Origin of the sequence: Paucibacter sp. B2R-40, from assembly GCF_025717555.1 — a bacterium.
In the GTDB taxonomy this organism is placed as follows: Bacteria; Pseudomonadota; Gammaproteobacteria; order Burkholderiales; family Burkholderiaceae_C; genus Paucibacter_A.
The window spans coordinates 1-19,163 of record NZ_JAJIRP010000008.1; the positions used below are offsets into that span (position 1 = coordinate 1).

Consider the following 19,163-nt stretch of genomic DNA (forward strand, 5'->3'; position numbering starts at 1 on the left):
TCGGGCCTGGTGACGATGACGGGCGAGGGCAAGACCTTGTTGGATGATCCCAAGGTCAGGGCCGCTTATTTGGGGGAGTGAGCGCCGGGCTCCGCGGCCAACACCCACTTGATCAGGCTGCGGAACAAGGCTTCTCTCGGGTAGCCGCGTTCGCTGGTGCTGGCGCGCATCAGACTGCTGGGGTGGCGCTCGCGCGGCAACGCAATGTCCCAATGATCGGCACGGGCCTCGGCCAAGAGACTGCTGCCGGGCAGAATCGCGTCCCGGCTAAGTAACTGTCCATCGTTGCGCGGGTCGATATTGTTCAGCGCGGCATTGAAGGGGCGCAGCGAGATGCCGATTTCGCTACTCTGAGCAAAACCGACCACCGAGTGGTAACGCAGTTCAGCCGGCGGAGGGTGGGCGACCAGCCAGGCCACGCTTTCGCGCTGGGTCACGCTGCTGACTTCCCGGCCGTCCGAGGCCGAGCAGCCAAAGGGATCGATACGGGTCGACAGGCTCTCGAACATGCCCTCAAAATGATCGGCCAAGCGAGTGCCCATCACCACGCCGGCGACCGAAACCAGGTCGGTGAGGGCAGCGGGCAAGCCCTTTTGACTTTGCAGCAGGGCCAAGGCGCGCAAGCTGTCGGGCACACCTTTGGAATAGGCCAGCAGCACGATGCGCTTCACCTCGGGCCGTGCGGCCTCTTGCCGGATCGCCTCGGCGACCCGCAGCGCATTGGCTTCGCTGGACTCTCTTCCCGCCACGGCGATCGAGCGAATGCCGGCCAGACCTAAGTCCGCATACTGACGGTAGGCCTCGTTGCGGTTCAGGCCGCGCTCTCTGACCAAGCCGTCGCCAAAAGGCACCGATTGGTCCTCGAAACAATCGGCAAACAGACCCGGCACCAGCAGCACCGCAGTGGCCGGCGCTTGTGCGGCAAAGCGTCGGTTTACTGCGTCCAGGTCGTCAGGTTTTCTTGGGGCTTGTTCGTCAATGCCATGCAACCAAGCGGCTAAGGCTTGCGGCTTGGGGCCAGGGTGGGCCTGTAACTCTTGCTCGAACAGTGCGGCAAAGGCCTGCCGCTCATCCATGACGCCTGCCGCGGCGATGGGCAAATTGACGATGGGATGCGGGCTCAGCACATCGGGTGGCGCCACCCAGCTGGCGCAGCCGCTGCACAACAAGGTGAGGGTCAATGCGAGGCGAGGGAGGGCGGGAGAGCGAAAGTTCATCTCGGAGATCATTCGCCTTCAGCGCATGCCGACGCTGGCTTCGGTCAAAAAGAAGCGTTCCGTGCGGCGCTTGGCTTCACTGCGGTTCTCATTGCGCGTTTCTTCGGTGGCATCAAAGTCGAGCTTGGCCGCTTGCACGGCGCGGCAAGTCATATAGGCCTTGGCTCGCGGCTCGGTCAAGTCGTCCAGATGGCCGCCCAGCAAATCGACAAGCTTGGCCTTGCGCCGAAACAGATCAACCTGCGCGGCGTGGTCCGCCGGCTGCTCGGCCTTCAGGTCAGCGATGCATTCCACAAAATTGCTGCCGGTGCACCAGGTAGGGAACTCGGTGCGAATCAAGGCGCGCGTGTCGGCATTGAGAAAAGCCTTGACCTGCACAATCGCATCCAGCAGCGCGTCTTGATAGACATGGGCATGTTCGTACAAATCACTGTCGCAGTCCTTGCAATCCGGCCCGAAGCGGCTGAGCAGCCACTTGACCACGCTGCCGCGTGATTCGCGTTGCTTGCGCACCAGCGCGTGATCCACCTCGCGAATGTCTTCCACCGCCACACCCAGGGTGCCGCAGGTCTGCGCCTCCCAGGCGGCCAGCAGATCGGCGTCACTGTGCACCGGCTGCTCGCCATGCGGCATCAGCTCGCCGCGTACCTTGATGCGATTGGTGTCTTCGTCATAGGCAAAACTCACCCGTCGGTAGGCAATCGGCCAGTCGGACAGCGAACTGACATTAAGCTCCAACACGGGCCTGGGGTCGAGCTCGCGGTGCGCGGCCCAAAAACCCCGGTGCGTATGCGCCGACAAATAGACCAAGGGGTGTTCGAGCTCCGCCATCAGGCTGCGCAGCAAGAGTCTGGACGGCAGGCCCAAACCGCGCCAGTTGTGATGGCCAGCGAAGACGATCAAATCGCCATCTCGCTTGGCCTCGCTGACCCAATGGCCGATGGCGCGTATCTGGTCCAGATTGACATGGCCGATGCTGCCGGGGCTGCGGCCCATCAAGGTGTCCCAGCTGCTGACCAAGGCGCCGGCCTGGTTGGTGTCCAGGCCAATCACGATCACGCGGCGCTTGGCCCCGGGCGCGGTTGGCAGCTGCAGGCGCTGCGCCAAAAAGGAGTCGGCGTAGGCATAGCCGTCCAGGACATGGGCTTCGATGCCGCTCAAGAAAGCAGCGGTGTTGGGGTTGCGCCAGCTGACCCGGTGGCTGCCTTTTGCGGGCGGCAACTTGATGCCGGGCTGGCTCGGCACGGCGGCCTGGCCACTCAGATACATCTGAATGAAGTCGCGCTTGCTGAAGGCCTCGTTTTCGGTTTTGTGTGCCTTGTCTTCCAGCGAGGCGCCGCGCCGGCAGGCTTGATTCCACTTTTGCGCGTCGCGGTTCAAGACATCATCAAGAATGCTGTAGCCGTAGATGCCGAACATCAGCCCGTCGTGATTGCCGGGCAGGATCGCGCCGGCCCGGCCCGCCGCGTTGAAGACCTTGCTCATGCGCTGCGCCTCGGAGCGGCATGACATATCCAGCACATCGCCCAGATGAAGGAAGTTCTCCTCCGGGTGGGCCTGCAGCGCCCATTCCATGATGCGCCGCCCGAACAGCGGCTGCTCGGGCGGGCGCTGCGCGACCTCCACATAGGCATCTACCGCGCTGTCGTTGTCATACAACGGCCAGCCGGTTGGCTCATGCTCTTGGGTGTCGCCCAAAGCGACGATAGGGGTGGTCAGCTCAATATAGTTGCTAGACGGTTCGGCATCCGGTGCCGGCTGTGGGGCAAAGCTGGCGCAGGCGGTCAAGCTGGACAGGCAGACCAGCAAGGCAAACTGCGAGTAGGAGTAGAGGGCGCGCTGCATGAGTTCTCAGTAGTAGCTGGCCGGCATCAGTTTGAAAAACCAGCTTTGTAGGCGCTGCCAGGGGCTGCGCGCCGGCGCTTGATCCAGCGGCGGGCCGTCGCTCTTCCATTGCACGCTGTTCTCGGGGCTGAGCTGCAAGGTCCAGCTATTTGCCGCTGTCATATCGCGGGCCATGCGAGCGGCCAGGGCAGCGCCGAGCAAGGGGCTTTCGATGATGACGCCCATTTCAGAATTGATCACCTCGGAGCGCGGATCCAGATTCATGGAACCGATGAAGCTGCGCGTTTGGTCAATCACCATCGCCTTGGTGTGCAGGCCGGCAAATTCGGTACGCACCGGTGGGGTGTCGACGAAATCAGCCTTGATGGCGGCGTCGGGGCGCAGCTCATACAGCGCCGTGCCGGTAATCAGAATGGGTTTGCGCCAGTCCTCGTAATGCGCGTTGACGGCCGGCACATCGTGCGAGGCCAGCGAGTTGGTCAGGATGCGTACCTTTACACCGCGCCCGTTCAACTCGGCCAGATCGCTCATGAAATTCGCGTCCGGGATGATGTAGGCGTTGGTGATCAGCACTTCTTTTTGCGCCGACCGCATCAAGGCGCGAAAGGCCTCCGGCATGTGATTGTGTGTGCCCGCTGCGCGCGAGGGTGAATCGGTATGCACCGTGCTGATGCCCAGAGCCAGCGATGGCCCCAAATTGGCCAGATCGTCCGTCCAGCTGCGCCGCCCAGCCAGCAACTCTTGCATGGCCGGGTGGGCCGCGGCGGCTTCGGGTATTTCCAAAGTGGCTGGCGTCACGCGGCCCTCCGGATGATGGCTGCCCGGCGGAATCGCCCGCACCCAGTCGCTGTTCCAGTAACGATCGAAGACGGCGCTGGCCTGACGAGCCACGGGGCCAACGCCCAGCACATCCAGATCATGGAAGCTGAACTCGGCCAGCAGGCCGAAATACTCGTCACCGATATTGCGCCCGCCAATGATGGCGACCCGGTTGTCCACAATCATCTGCTTGTTGTGCATGCGCCGGTTGAGGCGGCCGAAGTCGGCCGCGCCTTCGGCCACCCGGCCCAACCAGTCACGCTGCTGCCAGGCATTGAAAGTACGGATCTGGATATTGGGGTGCGAGTCGATATGGGCCAGCAAATCGTCGCGTAGTTCGGGCGAGCTCATGCGGCGCAGCATGGTGCTGAGGTCGTCAAACAGCATGCGCACCTTGACGCCGCGCTCGGCGGCCGCAATCACGCGGGCCATCAAAAGCTGACCGCTGGCGTCACCAAACCAGACGTAGTACTGCAAATCCAGGCTGTGGCTGGCTTGGTCAATCAGGGCGAGCCGCCATTTCAAGCCCTCGGAGTTCTTCTCCAACAGGCGAAAGCCGGACACTTGGTCGCCATGCGTGTCAATCCATTGAGCTTCCAGTCCGGCCAAGGGCCCCGAGGCGCTAGGTGCAGCGGCATAGGCCGGCGCGGGCTTGGGCAGCAGGGGAGGCGGCGCCGATGCACAGGCCGCGAGAAGCAGCGTTGCGACCAGCAAAAAACCGCGACGCGACCATGGCTCAAGCTGTGACATCAAATTGGATCGCATCAGAACAAGGCGGTGAAAATTGACGCCGAGAATAGTAGCAGTGTGGATGTGAACTAGGCTTGCTTGGTCTCTGGCTCAGGCTTGTTTGAATGAACGCTAAAAGCGCGTGGCGTCAGCATAAATACTTGCTCGAAAGACCTTTTCGTACCTCGCTTGTAACCCGTGGGTCGGTCGAATCTTGTAATATGGTTACCAACTTTCACCTCTCCGAGTTACATCGGTCGTGTAAATGAACAAGACACTTCTCACCGTTACCGAACGGATTCGCCAGCGCAGCGCCGCGACCCGTGCCGCATACCTGGCCGGGATCGACCGCATGGCCGGGCGCAAGCGCGGCATCGAGCGCATGGGTTGCGCCAATGTGGCGCACGCGGTGGCGGCGATGCCGGCCAATGACAAGCTGCGCATCGTGGCCGAGAAGGCGCCGCATCTGGCCATAGTCACCGCCTACAACGATATGTTGTCGGCCCACCAGCCCTATGAGGCCTACCCGGCGCTGATCCGCGACGAGGCCCACAAGCAGGGCGCCACGGTGCAAGTGGCCGGTGGCGTGCCCGCCATGTGTGACGGCGTCACGCAGGGCTTGCCCGGCATGGAGTTGAGCCTGTTCTCGCGCGACAACATCGCGATGAGCACGGCCATCGGCCTCAGTCATGATGTGTTTGACGCCGCGCTGCTCTTGGGCATCTGCGACAAGATCGTGCCCGGTCTCTTGATTGGTGCTTTGCACTTTGGCCATCTGCCTTGCATCTTTGTGCCGGCGGGTCCGATGAGCAGCGGTCTGCCGAACAATGAAAAAGCCAAGGTGCGCGAGAAGTTTGCGCAGGGCTTGGTCGGCCGCGATGAGCTCTTGAAGGCCGAGTCCGCCGCTTATCACGGCGCCGGCACCTGCACTTTTTACGGCACGGCCAATAGCAATCAGATGCTCTTGGAGGCGATGGGCTTGCATGTGCCGGGCGCTGCCTTTGTGCACCCGCATGACCCCTTGCGCGAGGCGCTGACGCGCGAGGCGGTGCGCAATGCCTTGGCCATCACCCACAAGATGCGTTACACGCCGATCGGTCGCCTGGTCGACGAGCGGGTGATCGTCAATGCGATGGTGGCGCTCTTGGCCACCGGCGGCTCGACCAATCACCTGATTCACTGGGTGGCGGTGGCGCGCGCGGCCGGCATCATCATTGACTGGAGCGACTTCTCGGAGCTGTCCGGCATGACGCCGCTGCTGTCGCGTGTCTACCCGAACGGTGCGGCCGATGTGAACCAGTTCCAGGATGCCGGCGGCCCGGCCTTTGTGATACGGGAGTTGATGGACGCCGGCCTGATGCATGCCGATGTGTCGAGCGTGGCCGGCGATTCGCTGCGTCCGTTCGGCCGTTTGCCGACGCTCGGCGAAGGCGGTTCGGTGCTCTGGCAAGACCTGGCCCCGAGCAGTGGCGATGATGCGGTGGTGCGTACGGCCGCTGCACCTTTCAGTCCCAGCGGTGGCCTCAAGTTGCTGGACGGCAATCTCGGCCGCGCGGTCATCAAGACCTCCGCCGTGCCGGATGACCGCCATATCGTCGAAGCGCCGGCGCGCATCTTCAGTTGCCAGGATTCGATGCTGGCCGCCTTCAAGGCCGGCGAGTTGGAACGCGATGTGATCGTTGTCGTGCGCTTCCAGGGCCCGCAAGCTAACGGCATGCCTGAGCTGCACAAGCTCACGCCGCCCTTGGCAGTTCTGCAGGGCAAGGGTTTCAAGGTGGCGCTGGTGACCGATGGCCGCATGAGTGGCGCCTCGGGCAAGGTGCCGGCCGCCATCCATGTCTCGCCCGAGGCTTTGGCGGGTGGCCCGTTGGCGAGACTGCGCGACGGCGATGTGGTGCGCATGGATGCGGTCAGCGGCGAATTGCTGGCCCTGGTGCCGGCGGACGAGTGGGCGGCGCGCGAACTCGTCACCATCACGCCCGAGCAAGTGATCGAGAACGGCCACGGCCTGGGCCGGGAGCTGTTTGCTGGCATGCGCCGCAATGTCAAGAGCGCCGAAGAGGGCGCCGTCAGCTGGCTTTGAGTCTGTTGACCTTCAATAACAAGTTAGGAAAGCATCCATGAGCATCACCAACACACTCAGCCTGGCAAGTTTCGGCCCAGTCATTCCTGTCATCGTGATCCAGCGCCTGGAAGACGCCGTGCCGCTGGCCCAGGCCTTGGTGGCCGGCGGCGTGCGTGTGCTGGAAGTGACATTGCGCACCGCCTGCGCCTTGCAGGCGATGGAAGCGATGGCGCGCGCGGTGCCTGAGGCCATCGTCGGCGCCGGCACCTTGCGCACGGTTGAAGATGTGCGGGCGGCACGCAATGCCGGTTGCCAGTTCGGCGTCAGCCCCGGTTTCACGGATGCGATCGGCGCGGCCTGCAGCGAGCAAGGCCTGCCCTTGCTGCCTGGCGTGTCGACCGCCAGCGAAGTGATGCAGGCGAACGCCGCCGGCTACAACTTCCTGAAGCTGTTCCCAGCCGTGGCGGTGGGCGGCATCAATCTGCTCAAGGCCCTGGGCGGTCCCTTTCCCGATGTGGCGTTTTGCCCCACCGGCGGCATCACGTTGGACACCGCGCCGCAGTTCTTGAGCCTGCCTAACGTCAAGGTGTGTGGTGGTTCCTGGTTGACGCCGCAAGACGCGGTGGATGCCGGCGACTGGGCGCGCATTACCAAGCTGGCGCTTGAGGCCGCTGCGATCAAGCGTTAATTCGCAGGCAAAGGCCTATTCAGCATCGCTGATGCTCAGGCCTTGCTCGGCGAGCCAGGCCAGGCCTTCATCGATGTTGGCACTGCTGCGATATGGGGCAATGCTCAATGCTCGTTCGGCCAGCTTGCGCACCATCACGGCATGAAAGCGCGAGGGCAAGACATCGGTCACGGCCACCATGCCGTGTTTCACGCCGTCTTCAAAAAACTGCCACCAGGCCTCCAGCGCCTCGGGCGTGCCGCCGTCCCAATCGAGTGCGTTGCTGAGCAAGCCCCAGCTCGCGTCGCCTCGCTGCAGCCACATGGCGCGAGCCTCACGATGCAAGTTCTTGGCCGCCTGCTCATTCCACGCGCCCATGTAAACGGCCATCAAGATATCGCCTTGCCAGCGCAGCGAATAGTCTCCATGTTGCGACCAGTCGACCATGCCTATCGTCCCAAGATGTCGCGAGCTGCTTTGTTCAGGCCGCCCCGGTCTGCTCAGCGGCGGCAATCTGCCTCAGTGCTTGCTCGAAGACCTCGGGCGGCTGGCCGCCCGAAATCAAATGGCGTTGATTGATGATGACGGCGGGCACCGAGCTGATGCCCTGGGCTTGCCAGAAGGCCTCGGCTTCGCGAACTTCATCGGCCAAATCGTTTGAGCTCAAGAGTTTGCTGGCCTCTTGGGAGTCCAGACCAACGGTGACTGCTGCTTCCAGCAAGACCGCGTGCGAGCTCGGATCTTTACCTTCGGTGAAATAGGCGGTCAACAAGGCCAGCTTCAGGCGATGCTGCAAGTGCGGGTATTGCAAGCCGGCCCAATGCAGCAAGCGGTGCGCATCGAAAGTGTTGTAAATGCGGTCACGCGCGCCCTTGGTGAAACTGAAGCCCAGCTCGGCGCCGCGGGCCCGAATCGCCTCGCGGGTTTGTTCCAGCTGAGCCGGTGCCGCGCCATATTTGCGCGCCAGGTGAGCATTGATTTCTTCGCCTTCAGCGGCCATTTGCGGATTCAGCTCGAAGGGCTGAAAGTGCAGCTCGACTTGCAGCCCCGGCAACTTCTCCATGGCTTGTTCGAGAGACTTGAGCCCGATGGCGCACCAGGGGCAGGAAACGTCGGAGACAAAATCGATTCGCATGCCCGGCACTTTATCAGCCCGTGCCTTGCCGCGCCGGCCAGGTCGCCAGCAGCACACCTGCCAAGGCCAATGCATAGGCCCCCGCCTGCAGCAGACCCAATTGCTCCCCCAGCGCCAGGCCGACCAAGGCGGTGGCGATGGGCAGGAAGACCATGAAGACGCCGGCCTTGGCCGCCGGCACCTGGCGCAGGCCCGTCATCCACAGCCAGACGCTGAGCATGCTGGCCGTCGCAGCGTAAAAGACCAGCAAAGCCCAGCTCGACCAGCCGGGCCGTAGAAAGTCAAACTGCCAGGCCTGCCACAGACCCAGCGGCGTGACCAAGGCCAGGCCCCATAGATTGATCAAGGCGCTGATGCGGCGGGCCGAGATTTGCGCGGTCAGTCGCTTGCCGATGACCACATAACTGGCCTCGCAGAACGTGGCAGCGAGCAGCAGAGCGGCCCCCAGCGGTGTGGCGGCCGCAGCTCCCTGTGAAGGGTCGCGCGTGAGCGCCACCAAGCTGATGCCGGCCACGCCGAGCAAGACGGCGAGCCCGCCGCGTGTGCTGATTTTTTCCTTGAGAAAAATCCGGCTGAGCAAGGCGACGGCCGCCGGAATACCGGCCAGTATCACGCCCGCGACGATGGCCGAGCTGTAGCGCAGGCCAAAAAGCAGGCAGATCGAAAACAGAAAGTTGCCGATGAAGGATTCAAAAAAAAGCAGCCAGCGGGTACGCCCATCCAGGGCCGGCTCGGCGGGGCCGGGTTTGAGCCAAGACGCCATCAGCAGCGCCGCAATAGCAAAGCGCAGCCAGGCCAACAAAAACACCGGAAAAGCCAGCAAGAGCAGCTTGGACAGGCCCACATAGCTGCCAACCAGGCTGGTGCTGAGAGCGAGGGCGGCGTAAGCGCGCCAAGGCGTGGGCGTCAGAGTTTTGCTGTGCATCGGCCCTTCAAGTGCAGATTCAATCCCATCGCGAAAAAAAACCCTGGCGCGGGGCCAGGGCTTGCTGCTCATCACATCAACAAGCTCATTTGGCTGTCAGCACCCAGGCTGCCAAGACCTTGGCTTCAGCAGGCGACACTTGCCCATTGGCCGGCATCGGCACCGGACCCCAGACGCCGGCGCCGCCTTTGACGATCTTGTCGGCCAGCTTGGCCACGGCGTCCTTGTCCTTGGCGTATTTGGCCGCCACGTCCTTGTATGCCGGACCGACAATCTTTTTGTCGATGGCATGGCAAGCCATGCAGTTCTTCTTTTGCGCCAGCTCGGCATTGGCAAAGGCGGCCGGCGCCAGAGCGATAGCCACCAAGGCGGTCAACGCAGGTAGAAAAGTCGTGGAGAATTTCATGCGGTCCTTTCGCTTACAAACAAAAATACTGACGCCCCGTCTAGGGTTGAATGTGAACTACAGTTTGCCCAAGGCAAAGCTTGGCTCATTCTAGAGTGCTGACCCAGCCCCTCGCACCATCAACCGGAGATCTCTTTATGTGGTTTGTTGCAATCGGCGTGTTGACGCTGCTGCTGAAGCTGTTGGGCGTGGCGCCGGTGGCGGGCTGGAACTGGTTGCTGGTGTTGGCGCCCTTCGCCTTGGCGGTGGTTTGGTGGGCATGGGCCGATTCAAGTGGTTTGACGCAGCGCAAAGCCATGCAAAGAATGGAAGAACGCAAAGCCGCACGACGGGAGAAGAACGTCGTGGCCTTGGGTCAGGGTGATCCGAACAAAAAACGCCGGTGAAGCGTGGCCCGGCAAGAGCCTATTCCTCGTCCTTGAAGCGCTGGCGAATCTCTAGCACCTGCTCCCAATGGGCGAAGAAACAATTCACACAAACGGGGTCGAAATGAGCGCCACTGTGGGCCCTTAAATGATCGGCAGCCTGTTCCAGTGACCAGGCTTTTTTGTAGGGCCGCTCCGAGGTCAGCGCATCGAACACATCGGCCACCGCGACGATGCGGCTGAAGATCGGGATTGCTGCACCGGCCAGGCCTTGCGGGTAACCGCTGCCGTCGAATTTTTCGTGGTGCCCGAGCGCAATCGCCGCACCGGTTTGCAAGACCAGTGATGAGCTGTCTTTCAAGATTTCATGGCCGATCTGCGCATGCTGCTTCATCACTTCGAATTCCTCCGGCGTCAGCCGTCCGGGCTTGAGCAGGATGGAATCGGTGATGCCGACCTTGCCGATGTCATGCATCGGGGCGGCCTCCAGCAGCAACTGCCGATCTGCATCGCTCAAACCCAGGCCGCGGGCAATCAGTTCGGAGTAATGCGCCATGCGCAGAATATGGGCGCCGGTTTCGGGGTCGCGGTACTCGGCCGCTTTGGATAGGCGCACCACGGTTTCGCGCTCGCGCGCCAGCACGTCCTGGGTCGCCTTGGCGACCTCGCCGGCCAGCCATTCGGCCCGGTCAGCCAGTTTGATTTGGGCCAATTCGAGCTCGTGCAAGGCCTGTTTGGTTTGCAGCTGGGCGGCTTCGACCAGCGCATAGGCAGCCGCGTTTTCAAGTGCGATCGCGCCGTAGGAACAAAGCGTTCGGCAAATCGCCGCCTCACGCTCACCATAGGCATCGCTGAGCACGGACTGCACCGACATCACGCCCAATAAACGCTCGCCAATCAACAGCGGTGTGAACATCATGCTGACGGTCTCAAGCGGACCTAGCAAAGAAGCCGGATGCAGTTCCGAGCTGGCCGCGCCGCTGCCGATTTGCTGCCGCTCACGGGCACAGCGGGCGGTGTGTGAGCCGGGGTGATTCAGTGGGATCTGGGGCGCCTGGATGGCCAATGCGCCCGCATTGGCAAAGGCCGCCTTCAGGCTATTGCTGCCGGGCTCCATCAGATAGACAAAGAAGCTGCTGACATCCATCAACTGCTCAAGGTGACGATGGAAGATGGCAAAAATCGCGTCGCTCTTGAGATTGCCGGTCAGCTCCAGGCCGATCTGACTCAAGACCTCCAGCGTGGCGCTGGCTTCTTCCAAGGCCTCGGCGCGTTGCGCCTGCGCTTCGGCCAACTGGCGTTGACTCTGGGCTTCCGCTCGCGCCCGTTCGTTGTCTTGCCGAACCAGCAAGGACTCGGCCCGGTGGCGCGCCTGTTCGAGCTTTTCATTGGCGCGCGCTTGGGCCGCCGCCTGGCCGAAAGCCTGGGCCTGCTGTTCATCGCCGCTGGCAGCGTAGGCATTGGCCAGATCGCTCAGCAAGTCTATCGGCACCGCATAGGCCTCAATGCTGGCGGCCACCGCGAGCGCCTGCTTCAGATAATGCAGGACCGGGTTGCTCTCGCTCATATCAGCGGGCGCGGGCAGGGCATAGGTCTGGTAGAGCTCGGCGTAGACGCGCAAGATCTTGACCTGATCCTCGGCGCCGCCTTGTTGGCGCGCCAGCTTCAGCGCCGCCGTGACCTTGCTCAAGGCTTCGTTGGCCTGCCCTGCGCGGCACAAGGACATCGCTTGGCCCGACCAAGCGCGGTAGAGGTAGGCCGCACTGCCGGCCTGAAAGGCGCTTTCTTCGGCCTTGCTGAAGTGGCGCAGGGCGGCGTCGGGCGCGCCGGTTTCTAGTGCTAGTTCGCCCAGATAGAGCTGGGCCAACATATGGCCTTGTGAAGCCGGCAGTTCCTGCAAGGCCAACATCGCTTCGTTCAGCGTTGCTTGGGCATCTGCATAGCGGCCGAGCAGGCGCTGGATATTGCCGGTCTGTACCAAGGCCATGCCGAGCGGAGCCGGCCAAGCCGCTTGGCGGGCTGCGCTCAAGCCGCGTTCGCCCCACTCCAGCGCGGCGTCCATATCGCCCAGCGAGGCCAGCGCGTCAGCCGCATTGCCGGCAGCATAGATGGCCAAACGCATTTGACCGGTGTCGGTCGCGGCATTGAAGGCCCGCACAAAGTATTGGCTGCCGGCACCGGGCTTGCCCGTCAATCCGGCGACGATGGCCTGGGTGCTGGCCAGGCAGGCGGTGGCGGCAAGCCCGAGCGACGCGCAGCGCTGCTCATCGAACAGATCGCGCAGGCTCAGCTCGGTGGCTGGTGCATCACGAAAGGCGGTGTGCGCCAAACTGCGAGCCTGCGCGGCGGCGAGGCGATCGGCGTCGCCGCCGATGCGAAAGTCTCCCATGGCGGCGTTCAAGTATTCATCGCCGAGCAGCACCTCGCCGCGCTCCAGATACACGGTGGCCAAGGCCCAGCGTGCATCGCCACTGCCGATGCGGTCGCCTGTTTGGTCAAACAGGGCCAGCGAGCTCTGCGCCAGTTGCTCGGCGGCCTCCAGCTGACCGTAAAGCCAGCTGACCTCGGCGCTGAGCAACTGCAGTCTCGCGCGATGTCCATCACGGTCGATGTCATCCAACTGGGTCGCGCTCGTCAGCAGTGATTCGGCCTCAGCGGCCAGAATCAAGGCACGGTGGCAGTCACGTTGGCGCAGTTGCCAAGCCAGCTTGATCAGCAAGGCCAGGTCTTGCGTGCCGTCCCCCCCGTTCAGCTCGGCCTCCATTGCGAGGACTTGTTGATTGAGTGCAAACCATTCCATGCTTGGCCTTGATCCCTTGCTATTTTGAAGACTGCGCCGCCACAGTTTCGCCGAAAAGTCCCAGGCCTGTGCGATGCAGAAGGCGGCGATGGCACTTTCGACCAGCGACGAAGTCAAAAATGAAGCGCGGCGACTGACTTGCAGACGCCGCCGCCTTAGCCGCGAGGTTGCTGGCTGCCCCGGCAATGCGGGCAGTGTCGGTGACAATGCCTGCACGAAATTCAGCATCGGCCTTGTTTGCCGTGGCCATATGACTGGCTGCAACAAGCCGGCGCAGCGCCGCGGTATTGAGGCAAGTTCGAGCACCAACCCAAGTGATCGCAAATGATAAGACGACTTTTGATTGGACTGGGCTTGGCGGCTGTTGTCCTGGCCGTCGCATGGCTTGCCAGCAGGGCCGACAGCAGCGCGCCGCGCACGGCCGTGCCGCTGGCGGCCGCCCAGCTTGCTGCCCAGCCTGCAGCCATCTCTGTCATCTCTGCCATCTCCGCATCAAGCCCCGCCGTGCTGCCCTTGCTGCCCACCGCGACCTTGTTTGGCGGCGCTGCGCGCATCGGCTTGACCGCCGGTGATGGCCACGCCGGTGTGCAAGACGGCCCCGCTGCAAAAGCCCGCTTTGCCGACCCCTACGGCCTGGCCATCAGCCCGGGCGGCACAATTTTTGTGGCCGACGGCGGCGCCAGCAACCGCATCCGCAGCATCAGCTCGGCCGGCTTGGTCACCGCCCTGGCCGGTGGCGAGGAAGGCTTCAAGGATGGACTGGGCGCGGCGGCTCAGCTACACACCCCTTCGGGCCTGGCGCTGGACGCTGCCGGCAATCTCTATGTCGCTGATACCGGCAACCACGCGATCCGAAAAATCAGCCCGCAGGGCTTGGTCACGACGCTGGCGGGCAAAGGCCGACCCGGCTTTCGTGACGGCGCGGGCACTCAGGCCCTGTTCAATGGGCCCATCGGTGTGGCCGTCGATGCCCAGGGTCTGGTCTATGTGGCCGATACCTATAACGACCGCATCCGCGTCATCACGCCCGAGGGCCAGGTCAGTACCTTGGCGGGAGCGAAGCTGCCCGGCTTCAAAGACGGCATGGGCAGTGCGGCGCGCTTTGACACGCCAGGGGCGTTGGCGGTCGATGCCAGCGGCGTGATCTGGGTGGCCGATACGCGTAACGACGCGGTCAGACGGATCACGCCGCAAGGCTTGGTCAGCACCTTGTTGCGTGGCAATGAGCAGGACGAAAAAGACCCGCTGCGGCGCCCGCTGAGCATTGCCGTTGCGCATGACGGCGTGCTCTACCTGGGCGTGCTGCGCCATGGTGCGGTGTTGCAACTTTCAGCGGGCGGGGCCTTGCACCGGCTCAGTGGCGGCCCCAGCGCACATTTCGCACGACCGACCGGCCTGGTGCTCGGACCCAAGGGTGAGTTGCATCTCGCCGACGCGGGCGCCTATCGGGTGCATGTGTTGCAAGTACTGCCGGCGGGCGAGAGCGAGTCAGTCATGGCGTCGGAGATAGGCCCGGCGCCCGATCTTGCATTGCCTGACACGGGCGGGCGCTGGCCGCTCAAGCCGCAGCTGCAATCGCATGAAGTGGTCGGCACGCCGGGTGAGGTGCGCGGCAGGCATGGCGGCGACAGCCGCGATCATTTGCATGAGGGCCTGGATGTAGGCGGCGCGGCCGGCGTGGAGGTGCTGGCCATAGCCGATGCGAAGGTCAGCAGCCCGGTCTCGAGTTGGGCGATGGGACAGACCAGCGAAGGCTTGGCACTTGACACGCTCAGCTACATCCATCTGCGTGTGGGCCGCAGCGCAAGCGGTCGCGTGCTTGATGCCGACCGGTTTTTGCTGCTGCATGATGAGCGAGGCAATGCCGAACGGGTGCGGGTGCGGCGAGGCACGCACTTCAAGGCCGGCGAGGTGCTGGGCAGCGTCAATTCAATGGCCCATGTACATGTGGAGTTGGGCGCGAACGGCTATAAACGCAACCCGCTGCTACTGGCATTCAATGGCTTTGCCGACCATGCCGAGCCACATATCGACGCGGTGGAGTTCTTTTTCAAGGACAGCCGCAAGCCCTTGCTGCAGAAAAAGGCCGGGCGCTTGGCCCTGCCGCGCCAGTCAGCCGGCCTGCAGGTGGTCGTGGACGCTTGGGATCAGGTCGACGACAACCAAGCGGGGCGCCGCCTCGGACTGCACTCGCTGGGCTACCAGATATTGCACAGCGATGGCCGGCCGGCCAGCGGCTTTGAGCGGGTGCGGATGAATCTTGATTTCAAGCGCTTGCCGGTCGATGACAGCGCGGTCAAGACCATTTACGCCTCGCGCAGCGGTGTCACGGTACATGGCAGCGCCGTCACCCGGTTCCGTTATGTGCTGAGCAATCAGGCACACGACGGCGAGGCCAATGCGGGCAGTCTGGACACCAGCCACCTTGCGCCCGGCGACTATGTGTTGCGCATCTCGGCACAAGACTTTGCCGGCAACCAAGCCAGACTTGGACGCGACGTGCTCTTACGCTTGAACTGAACAGTTGAACTAAGACGCTTGATACTGCTCGCGCCAAAGCTCAAAAGCCGAGGTGTCCATCGGCTTGGCGAGCAAATAGCCTTGCACCAAATCGCAGCCCGCGCTGCGCAGCACGAGCATCTCGGCCTCGGTCTCGACGCCTTCGGCGGTCACGGTCAGACGCAGGCTGTGGCCCAGCTTGACGATGGAGCCGAGCAACTCTTGGCGGCGCGCGTCGAAGTTGACGCCGTCGACAAAGCTGCGGTCGATCTTCAGCTCATGCACCGGCAGCATCTGCAAATAGGCCAGCGAGGATTGGCCGGTGCCAAAGTCGTCAATGGATAGCTTGACGCCCAACTCAAACAGCGCATGCAGCATCTGGATAGGCTCAGGCCCTGCCGCCATCAGACCTGATTCGGTCAACTCCAGGTGCAGCAAATGGGGCGGCAAGTCCGCTTCGCTGAGCAGCGCCGCGACCCGCCCGACCAGGCTGGGGTCTTGCAGATCCAGGGTCGAGACATTGACGGCGATGCTCAAACTCAGGCCCTGGGCATGCCAGGCGGACAGCGTGCGCACGGCGCGCTCCAGCATCCATTGGGTGATCTGACGAATGCGGCCCGTTTGCTCGGCAAAGGGCACAAAGTCACTGGGCGGCAACCAGCCCCGCAGCGGATGCTGCCAGCGCACCAGCGCTTCAACCCCTTTGAGGCTGCCGTCCAGCGCTGAGACTTTGGGCTGCAAAAACTGCCGCAAATGGTTGTGCGCCACTGCTTCTTGCAGGTCGGACAGCAAGCTCAGCTGCTGCTTGCGCGCTGCTTCCAGTGTCGGCACATACAGGCTGGCATGCGAGCGCAGGCGTTTGCTCTCGAACATCGCCTGCTCGGCCAGCCGCACCAGGGCTTCGCAGCCTTGGCCATGTTCGGGGAATAGCGTCATGCCCAGCGAGATAGACAAATCCAGGGTCTGGCCCTGCCAGCAAACAATATGTTGAACGGCTTGCAAGACTTTGTCGGCAACGGCCTGGGCCTGCAGCGCCTTGCTTGTGCCTTGAACCGACGGCAAGGCCAGCAACACCACAAAAGTGCCTCCGCCCAGCCGGCCCAGACAGGCCTCGTTGTCGAACAACTCGCGCAGCTTGCCGGCGGCGCCGAGCAGGACCGCATCGCCGGCCTCGAAGCCGAGGATGTTGTTGATGGTCTTGAGCCGGTCCACGTCCATGCACAGCAGCAGCGCTGCGGCCTGTGTTGCCAGCAGCGGCTGCAATAGCTCGTCGCCCAGCCTGATGAAGTGCGCGCGTTGTGCCAAGCCGGTCAGCAAGTCGATATTGGCCTGATGTCGCAATTGGCGCTCGCGGTCGCCCACCGTTTGCGCCAAGGTGTTGACGGCGCCACTGACGCGGCTGACCTCGTCGCTGCCCTGGCGCTCGATACGGTGCTCGTAGTTGCCCGCAGCGATCAAACCGGCGCCGTCCTCGGTCTTGGACAAAGGGACGGTGATGCTGCGTGTGACCGCTGCTGCCAGCGCCAGGCCGAGCAACAGGGCCACCAGGCAAGCCAGCAGCACGGCGTCTCGGTCCCGTGCAATCTGCTCCCGCAAGCGGGTCGCTTCAGCAAAAGATGCGACCTGCTCGGCGCTGGAAAGATCTCGGATGGCCTCGGCCAAGCGGCTCAGGCTGGCTTCCGTCTCGGCGCCCAACATGCGCCTTGCCTCTTCAAAAAGCTCCGCTTCAAGCAGATCAGCGGTGAAGCCGTAATGTGCACGGTAGTCCTCCAGGCGGCTGCGCATCAGCTCAAATGCGGCATGACGCGGGCCAGCAGGCAGGCGTTGATCGAGCAGCGTCAGGGCCTTGTTCAGACGCTGATTGGCCGCGTCGATGGCGGCATAGGCTAGCACCCGTTGATCACGCTTGGCGCTGATCAAAACCAGCAGCTTACGAGCGGCATCTTCAGAGCCTGCGCTGATGTCGGTGATCAACTCTGCGGTCTGCGCCTGCTCAGCCACCAGCGTCGTCAAGGCGCTGGAGAAGTGGCCGAAGCGGGTGATCGCCATACCCGCAACCAGCAGCAGCAAGACCAGCAGAATCGAGAACACCAGCGCCAGGCGTGGTCCGATTCTTAGACGAGGGAGCAGAAGGGGCATCGGGGCAGCGCGTAAACAGATGCGCCTATCTTAGGGGCCACTTTCGCTGTTTGACTAGTTGATCCGCAACCAAGTCGTTTTCAGCTCGGTGTATTTGTCAAACGCATGCAGGGATTTGTCGCGGCCATTGCCACTTTGCTTGTAGCCGCCAAACGGCACCGTCATATCGTCTTCATCGTACTGGTTGACATGCACGGTACCGGCCCGCAAGGCGCGTGCCACCCGGTGCGCCCGGTCGATATGGCTGCTCCAAACGCTGGCCTGCAGGCCGTAAGGACTGTCATTGGCCAGTGCCACGGCCTCGGCCTCGTCCTTGAAGCGCAGCACGCTCATCACCGGGCCGAAGATCTCCTCGCGGGCGATCTTCATCTGCGGCCTTGCTTCGAACACGGTGGGTTCGACGAAGAAGCCGCCGCTGTCCGCGCGCGATTGCTTGGCCCCGGCGACCACGCGGGCGCCCTCGGTCACGCCCGATTCGATATAGCCCATCACCGTGCGCAGCTGCCCCTCGTCCACCAAGGCGCCCATCACGGTGCCGGCATCGAGTGGATCGCCAGCCTGGTACTTCGGCGCCTCGGCCGCCACCAGGGCGATGAATTCATCGGCGATGTCTTCTTGCACCAAAACCCTCGAAGGCGCATTGCAGGACTCGCCCTGGTTGAAAAACATGCTGCCGGCCACGGTTTGCGCGCAGCGCTTGAGGTCGTCAAAGTCCGGAAAGACCAGAAAGGCTGATTTGCCGCCCAGCTCGTTATAGACCCGTTTCAGGTTGGAGCGGCCTGCGTACTCCAGCATCTTGCGGCCGACCCGGGTCGAGCCGGTGAAGCCGATCGCATCCACGTCCATATGCAGGGCCAAGGCTTCGCCCGCCTCATGGCCGAAGCCGGGTACCACGTTGAAAACGCCTTCAGGGAGGCCAGCTTCAAGCGCCAATTCGGCCAGCCGCAATGCAGTCAGTGGGGACTTTTCGCTAGGCTTCAAGACCACCGAGTTGCCGGCAGCCAGCGCCGGCCCGAGCTTCCAGGCCGACATGATCATCGGATAGTTCCAGGGCACGATGGCGCCGATCACGCCCATGGGTTCGCGCTGGATCAAGGCCAAGGCGTTGGGTCCGGTCGGTGCAATCTCGTCGTAAATCTTGTCGACCGCTTCCGCATACCAAGCGATGCAGCGCGCCGCCGCCGGCACATCCACGCTGAGCGAATATTGGATGGGCTTACCCATGTCCAGCGTTTCCAGCAGCGCCAACTCCTCCTTGGCGGCCATGATCAGATCGGCGAACTTGAGCAGCTCGCGCTTGCGCGCTGCAGGCGGGCGCCTCGCCCAGCGGCCATCATCGAAGGCAGCGCGTGCCGAGGCCACGGCGGCGTCGACATCGGCCGCTTGACAACGGCTAACCAGCCCCAAGCTCTTGCCGTTGATGGGTGAGATGCAGTCGAACTGCTCGCCGCTCAAGCCCTCGACCCGGCGCCCGCCAATCAAGGGTCGGCCGTCGATCTTCAAAACGGCGGCGCGTTCATGCCAGTTGATGGAGGGCTTGCTCATGGATCTG

The 19,163-nt window shown here is 63.1% G+C and carries 15 protein-coding genes and 1 pseudogene; 5 read left to right on the forward strand and 11 right to left on the reverse strand.

What is annotated here, in order from left to right:
- Positions 1–81: pseudogene (locus tag LNV09_RS16335) on the forward strand (ABC transporter ATP-binding protein); the annotation flags it as partial.
- Here LNV09_RS16335 and LNV09_RS16340 read toward each other — a convergent pair.
- From LNV09_RS16340 to LNV09_RS16350, 3 genes are read right to left on the reverse strand one after another with little or no spacing between them, the layout of a single operon-like run.
- Entirely contained in the window at positions 66–1,181 is a 1,116-nt protein-coding gene (locus LNV09_RS16340; protein ID WP_263558140.1) for a hypothetical protein, read from the reverse strand. The pseudogene LNV09_RS16335 and the gene LNV09_RS16340 overlap by 16 nt on opposite strands.
- Positions 1,182–1,235: 54 nt before the next feature.
- Positions 1,236–3,062 carry a hypothetical protein gene (locus LNV09_RS16345; RefSeq protein WP_263558141.1) on the reverse strand — a complete coding sequence of 609 codons (1,827 nt, stop codon included), beginning with the start codon at positions 3,060–3,062 and terminating at the stop codon, positions 1,236–1,238.
- Positions 3,063–3,068: 6 nt separating this feature from the next.
- Positions 3,069–4,646 carry a phospholipase D-like domain-containing protein gene (locus LNV09_RS16350; protein WP_263558142.1) on the reverse strand — a complete coding sequence of 526 codons (1,578 nt, stop codon included), beginning with the start codon at positions 4,644–4,646 and terminating at the stop codon, positions 3,069–3,071.
- Positions 4,647–4,875: 229 nt separating this feature from the next.
- Between LNV09_RS16350 and edd the strand changes: the two genes are divergently transcribed.
- Positions 4,876–6,693: a phosphogluconate dehydratase gene (gene edd, locus LNV09_RS16355; RefSeq protein ID WP_263558143.1), complete on the forward strand. Its 1,818-nt coding sequence runs from the start codon at positions 4,876–4,878 to the stop codon at positions 6,691–6,693.
- Between the two features lie 37 nt (positions 6,694–6,730).
- Positions 6,731–7,363: a bifunctional 4-hydroxy-2-oxoglutarate aldolase/2-dehydro-3-deoxy-phosphogluconate aldolase gene (locus LNV09_RS16360; RefSeq protein ID WP_263558144.1), complete on the forward strand. Its 633-nt coding sequence runs from the start codon at positions 6,731–6,733 to the stop codon at positions 7,361–7,363.
- A gap of 15 nt (positions 7,364–7,378) precedes the next feature.
- Here LNV09_RS16360 and LNV09_RS16365 read toward each other — a convergent pair whose 3' ends face one another.
- The 4 genes from LNV09_RS16365 to LNV09_RS16380 form a co-directional block, all read right to left on the reverse strand.
- The gene (locus LNV09_RS16365; protein ID WP_263558145.1) at positions 7,379–7,789 is read right to left on the reverse strand and encodes a hypothetical protein; all 411 of its coding nucleotides are present in this window, start codon (positions 7,787–7,789) and stop codon (positions 7,379–7,381) included.
- Positions 7,790–7,823: 34 nt separating this feature from the next.
- On the reverse strand, positions 7,824–8,477 hold the full coding sequence (locus LNV09_RS16370) for a DsbA family oxidoreductase (RefSeq protein WP_263558146.1): 654 nt from the start codon (positions 8,475–8,477) through the stop codon (positions 7,824–7,826).
- Positions 8,478–8,490: 13 nt separating this feature from the next.
- Complete coding sequence (locus tag LNV09_RS16375) at positions 8,491–9,402, reverse strand: DMT family transporter (protein ID WP_263558147.1); 912 nt, start codon at positions 9,400–9,402, stop codon at positions 8,491–8,493.
- Between the two features lie 85 nt (positions 9,403–9,487).
- Positions 9,488–9,808 carry a c-type cytochrome gene (locus LNV09_RS16380; RefSeq protein ID WP_263558148.1) on the reverse strand — a complete coding sequence of 107 codons (321 nt, stop codon included), beginning with the start codon at positions 9,806–9,808 and terminating at the stop codon, positions 9,488–9,490.
- A 137-nt stretch (positions 9,809–9,945) separates the two neighbouring features.
- On the opposite strand from LNV09_RS16380, the gene LNV09_RS16385 reads away from it, so the two are divergent.
- Positions 9,946–10,194, forward strand: a complete 249-nt coding sequence (locus tag LNV09_RS16385) for a TIGR04438 family Trp-rich protein (RefSeq protein ID WP_263558149.1) — start codon at positions 9,946–9,948, stop codon at positions 10,192–10,194.
- A 19-nt stretch (positions 10,195–10,213) separates the two neighbouring features.
- Here the strand turns inward: LNV09_RS16385 and LNV09_RS24760 are convergent, their stop codons facing one another.
- Positions 10,214–12,973: an HD domain-containing phosphohydrolase gene (locus LNV09_RS24760; RefSeq protein WP_318023301.1), complete on the reverse strand. Its 2,760-nt coding sequence runs from the start codon at positions 12,971–12,973 to the stop codon at positions 10,214–10,216.
- A gap of 19 nt (positions 12,974–12,992) precedes the next feature.
- The gene (locus LNV09_RS16400) at positions 12,993–13,223 is read right to left on the reverse strand and encodes a hypothetical protein (RefSeq protein WP_263558150.1); all 231 of its coding nucleotides are present in this window, start codon (positions 13,221–13,223) and stop codon (positions 12,993–12,995) included.
- Positions 13,224–13,297: 74 nt separating this feature from the next.
- Between LNV09_RS16400 and LNV09_RS16405 the strand changes: the two genes are divergently transcribed.
- Positions 13,298–15,493: an NHL repeat-containing protein gene (locus LNV09_RS16405; RefSeq protein ID WP_263558151.1), complete on the forward strand. Its 2,196-nt coding sequence runs from the start codon at positions 13,298–13,300 to the stop codon at positions 15,491–15,493.
- 9 nt (positions 15,494–15,502) lie between these two features.
- Here LNV09_RS16405 and LNV09_RS16410 read toward each other — a convergent pair whose 3' ends face one another.
- On the reverse strand, positions 15,503–17,611 hold the full coding sequence (locus tag LNV09_RS16410; protein WP_263558152.1) for a putative bifunctional diguanylate cyclase/phosphodiesterase: 2,109 nt from the start codon (positions 17,609–17,611) through the stop codon (positions 15,503–15,505).
- Positions 17,612–17,665: 54 nt separating this feature from the next.
- On the reverse strand, positions 17,666–19,156 hold the full coding sequence (locus LNV09_RS16415) for an aldehyde dehydrogenase (RefSeq protein ID WP_263558153.1): 1,491 nt from the start codon (positions 19,154–19,156) through the stop codon (positions 17,666–17,668).
- Between the last annotated feature and the right edge of the window lie 7 nt (positions 19,157–19,163).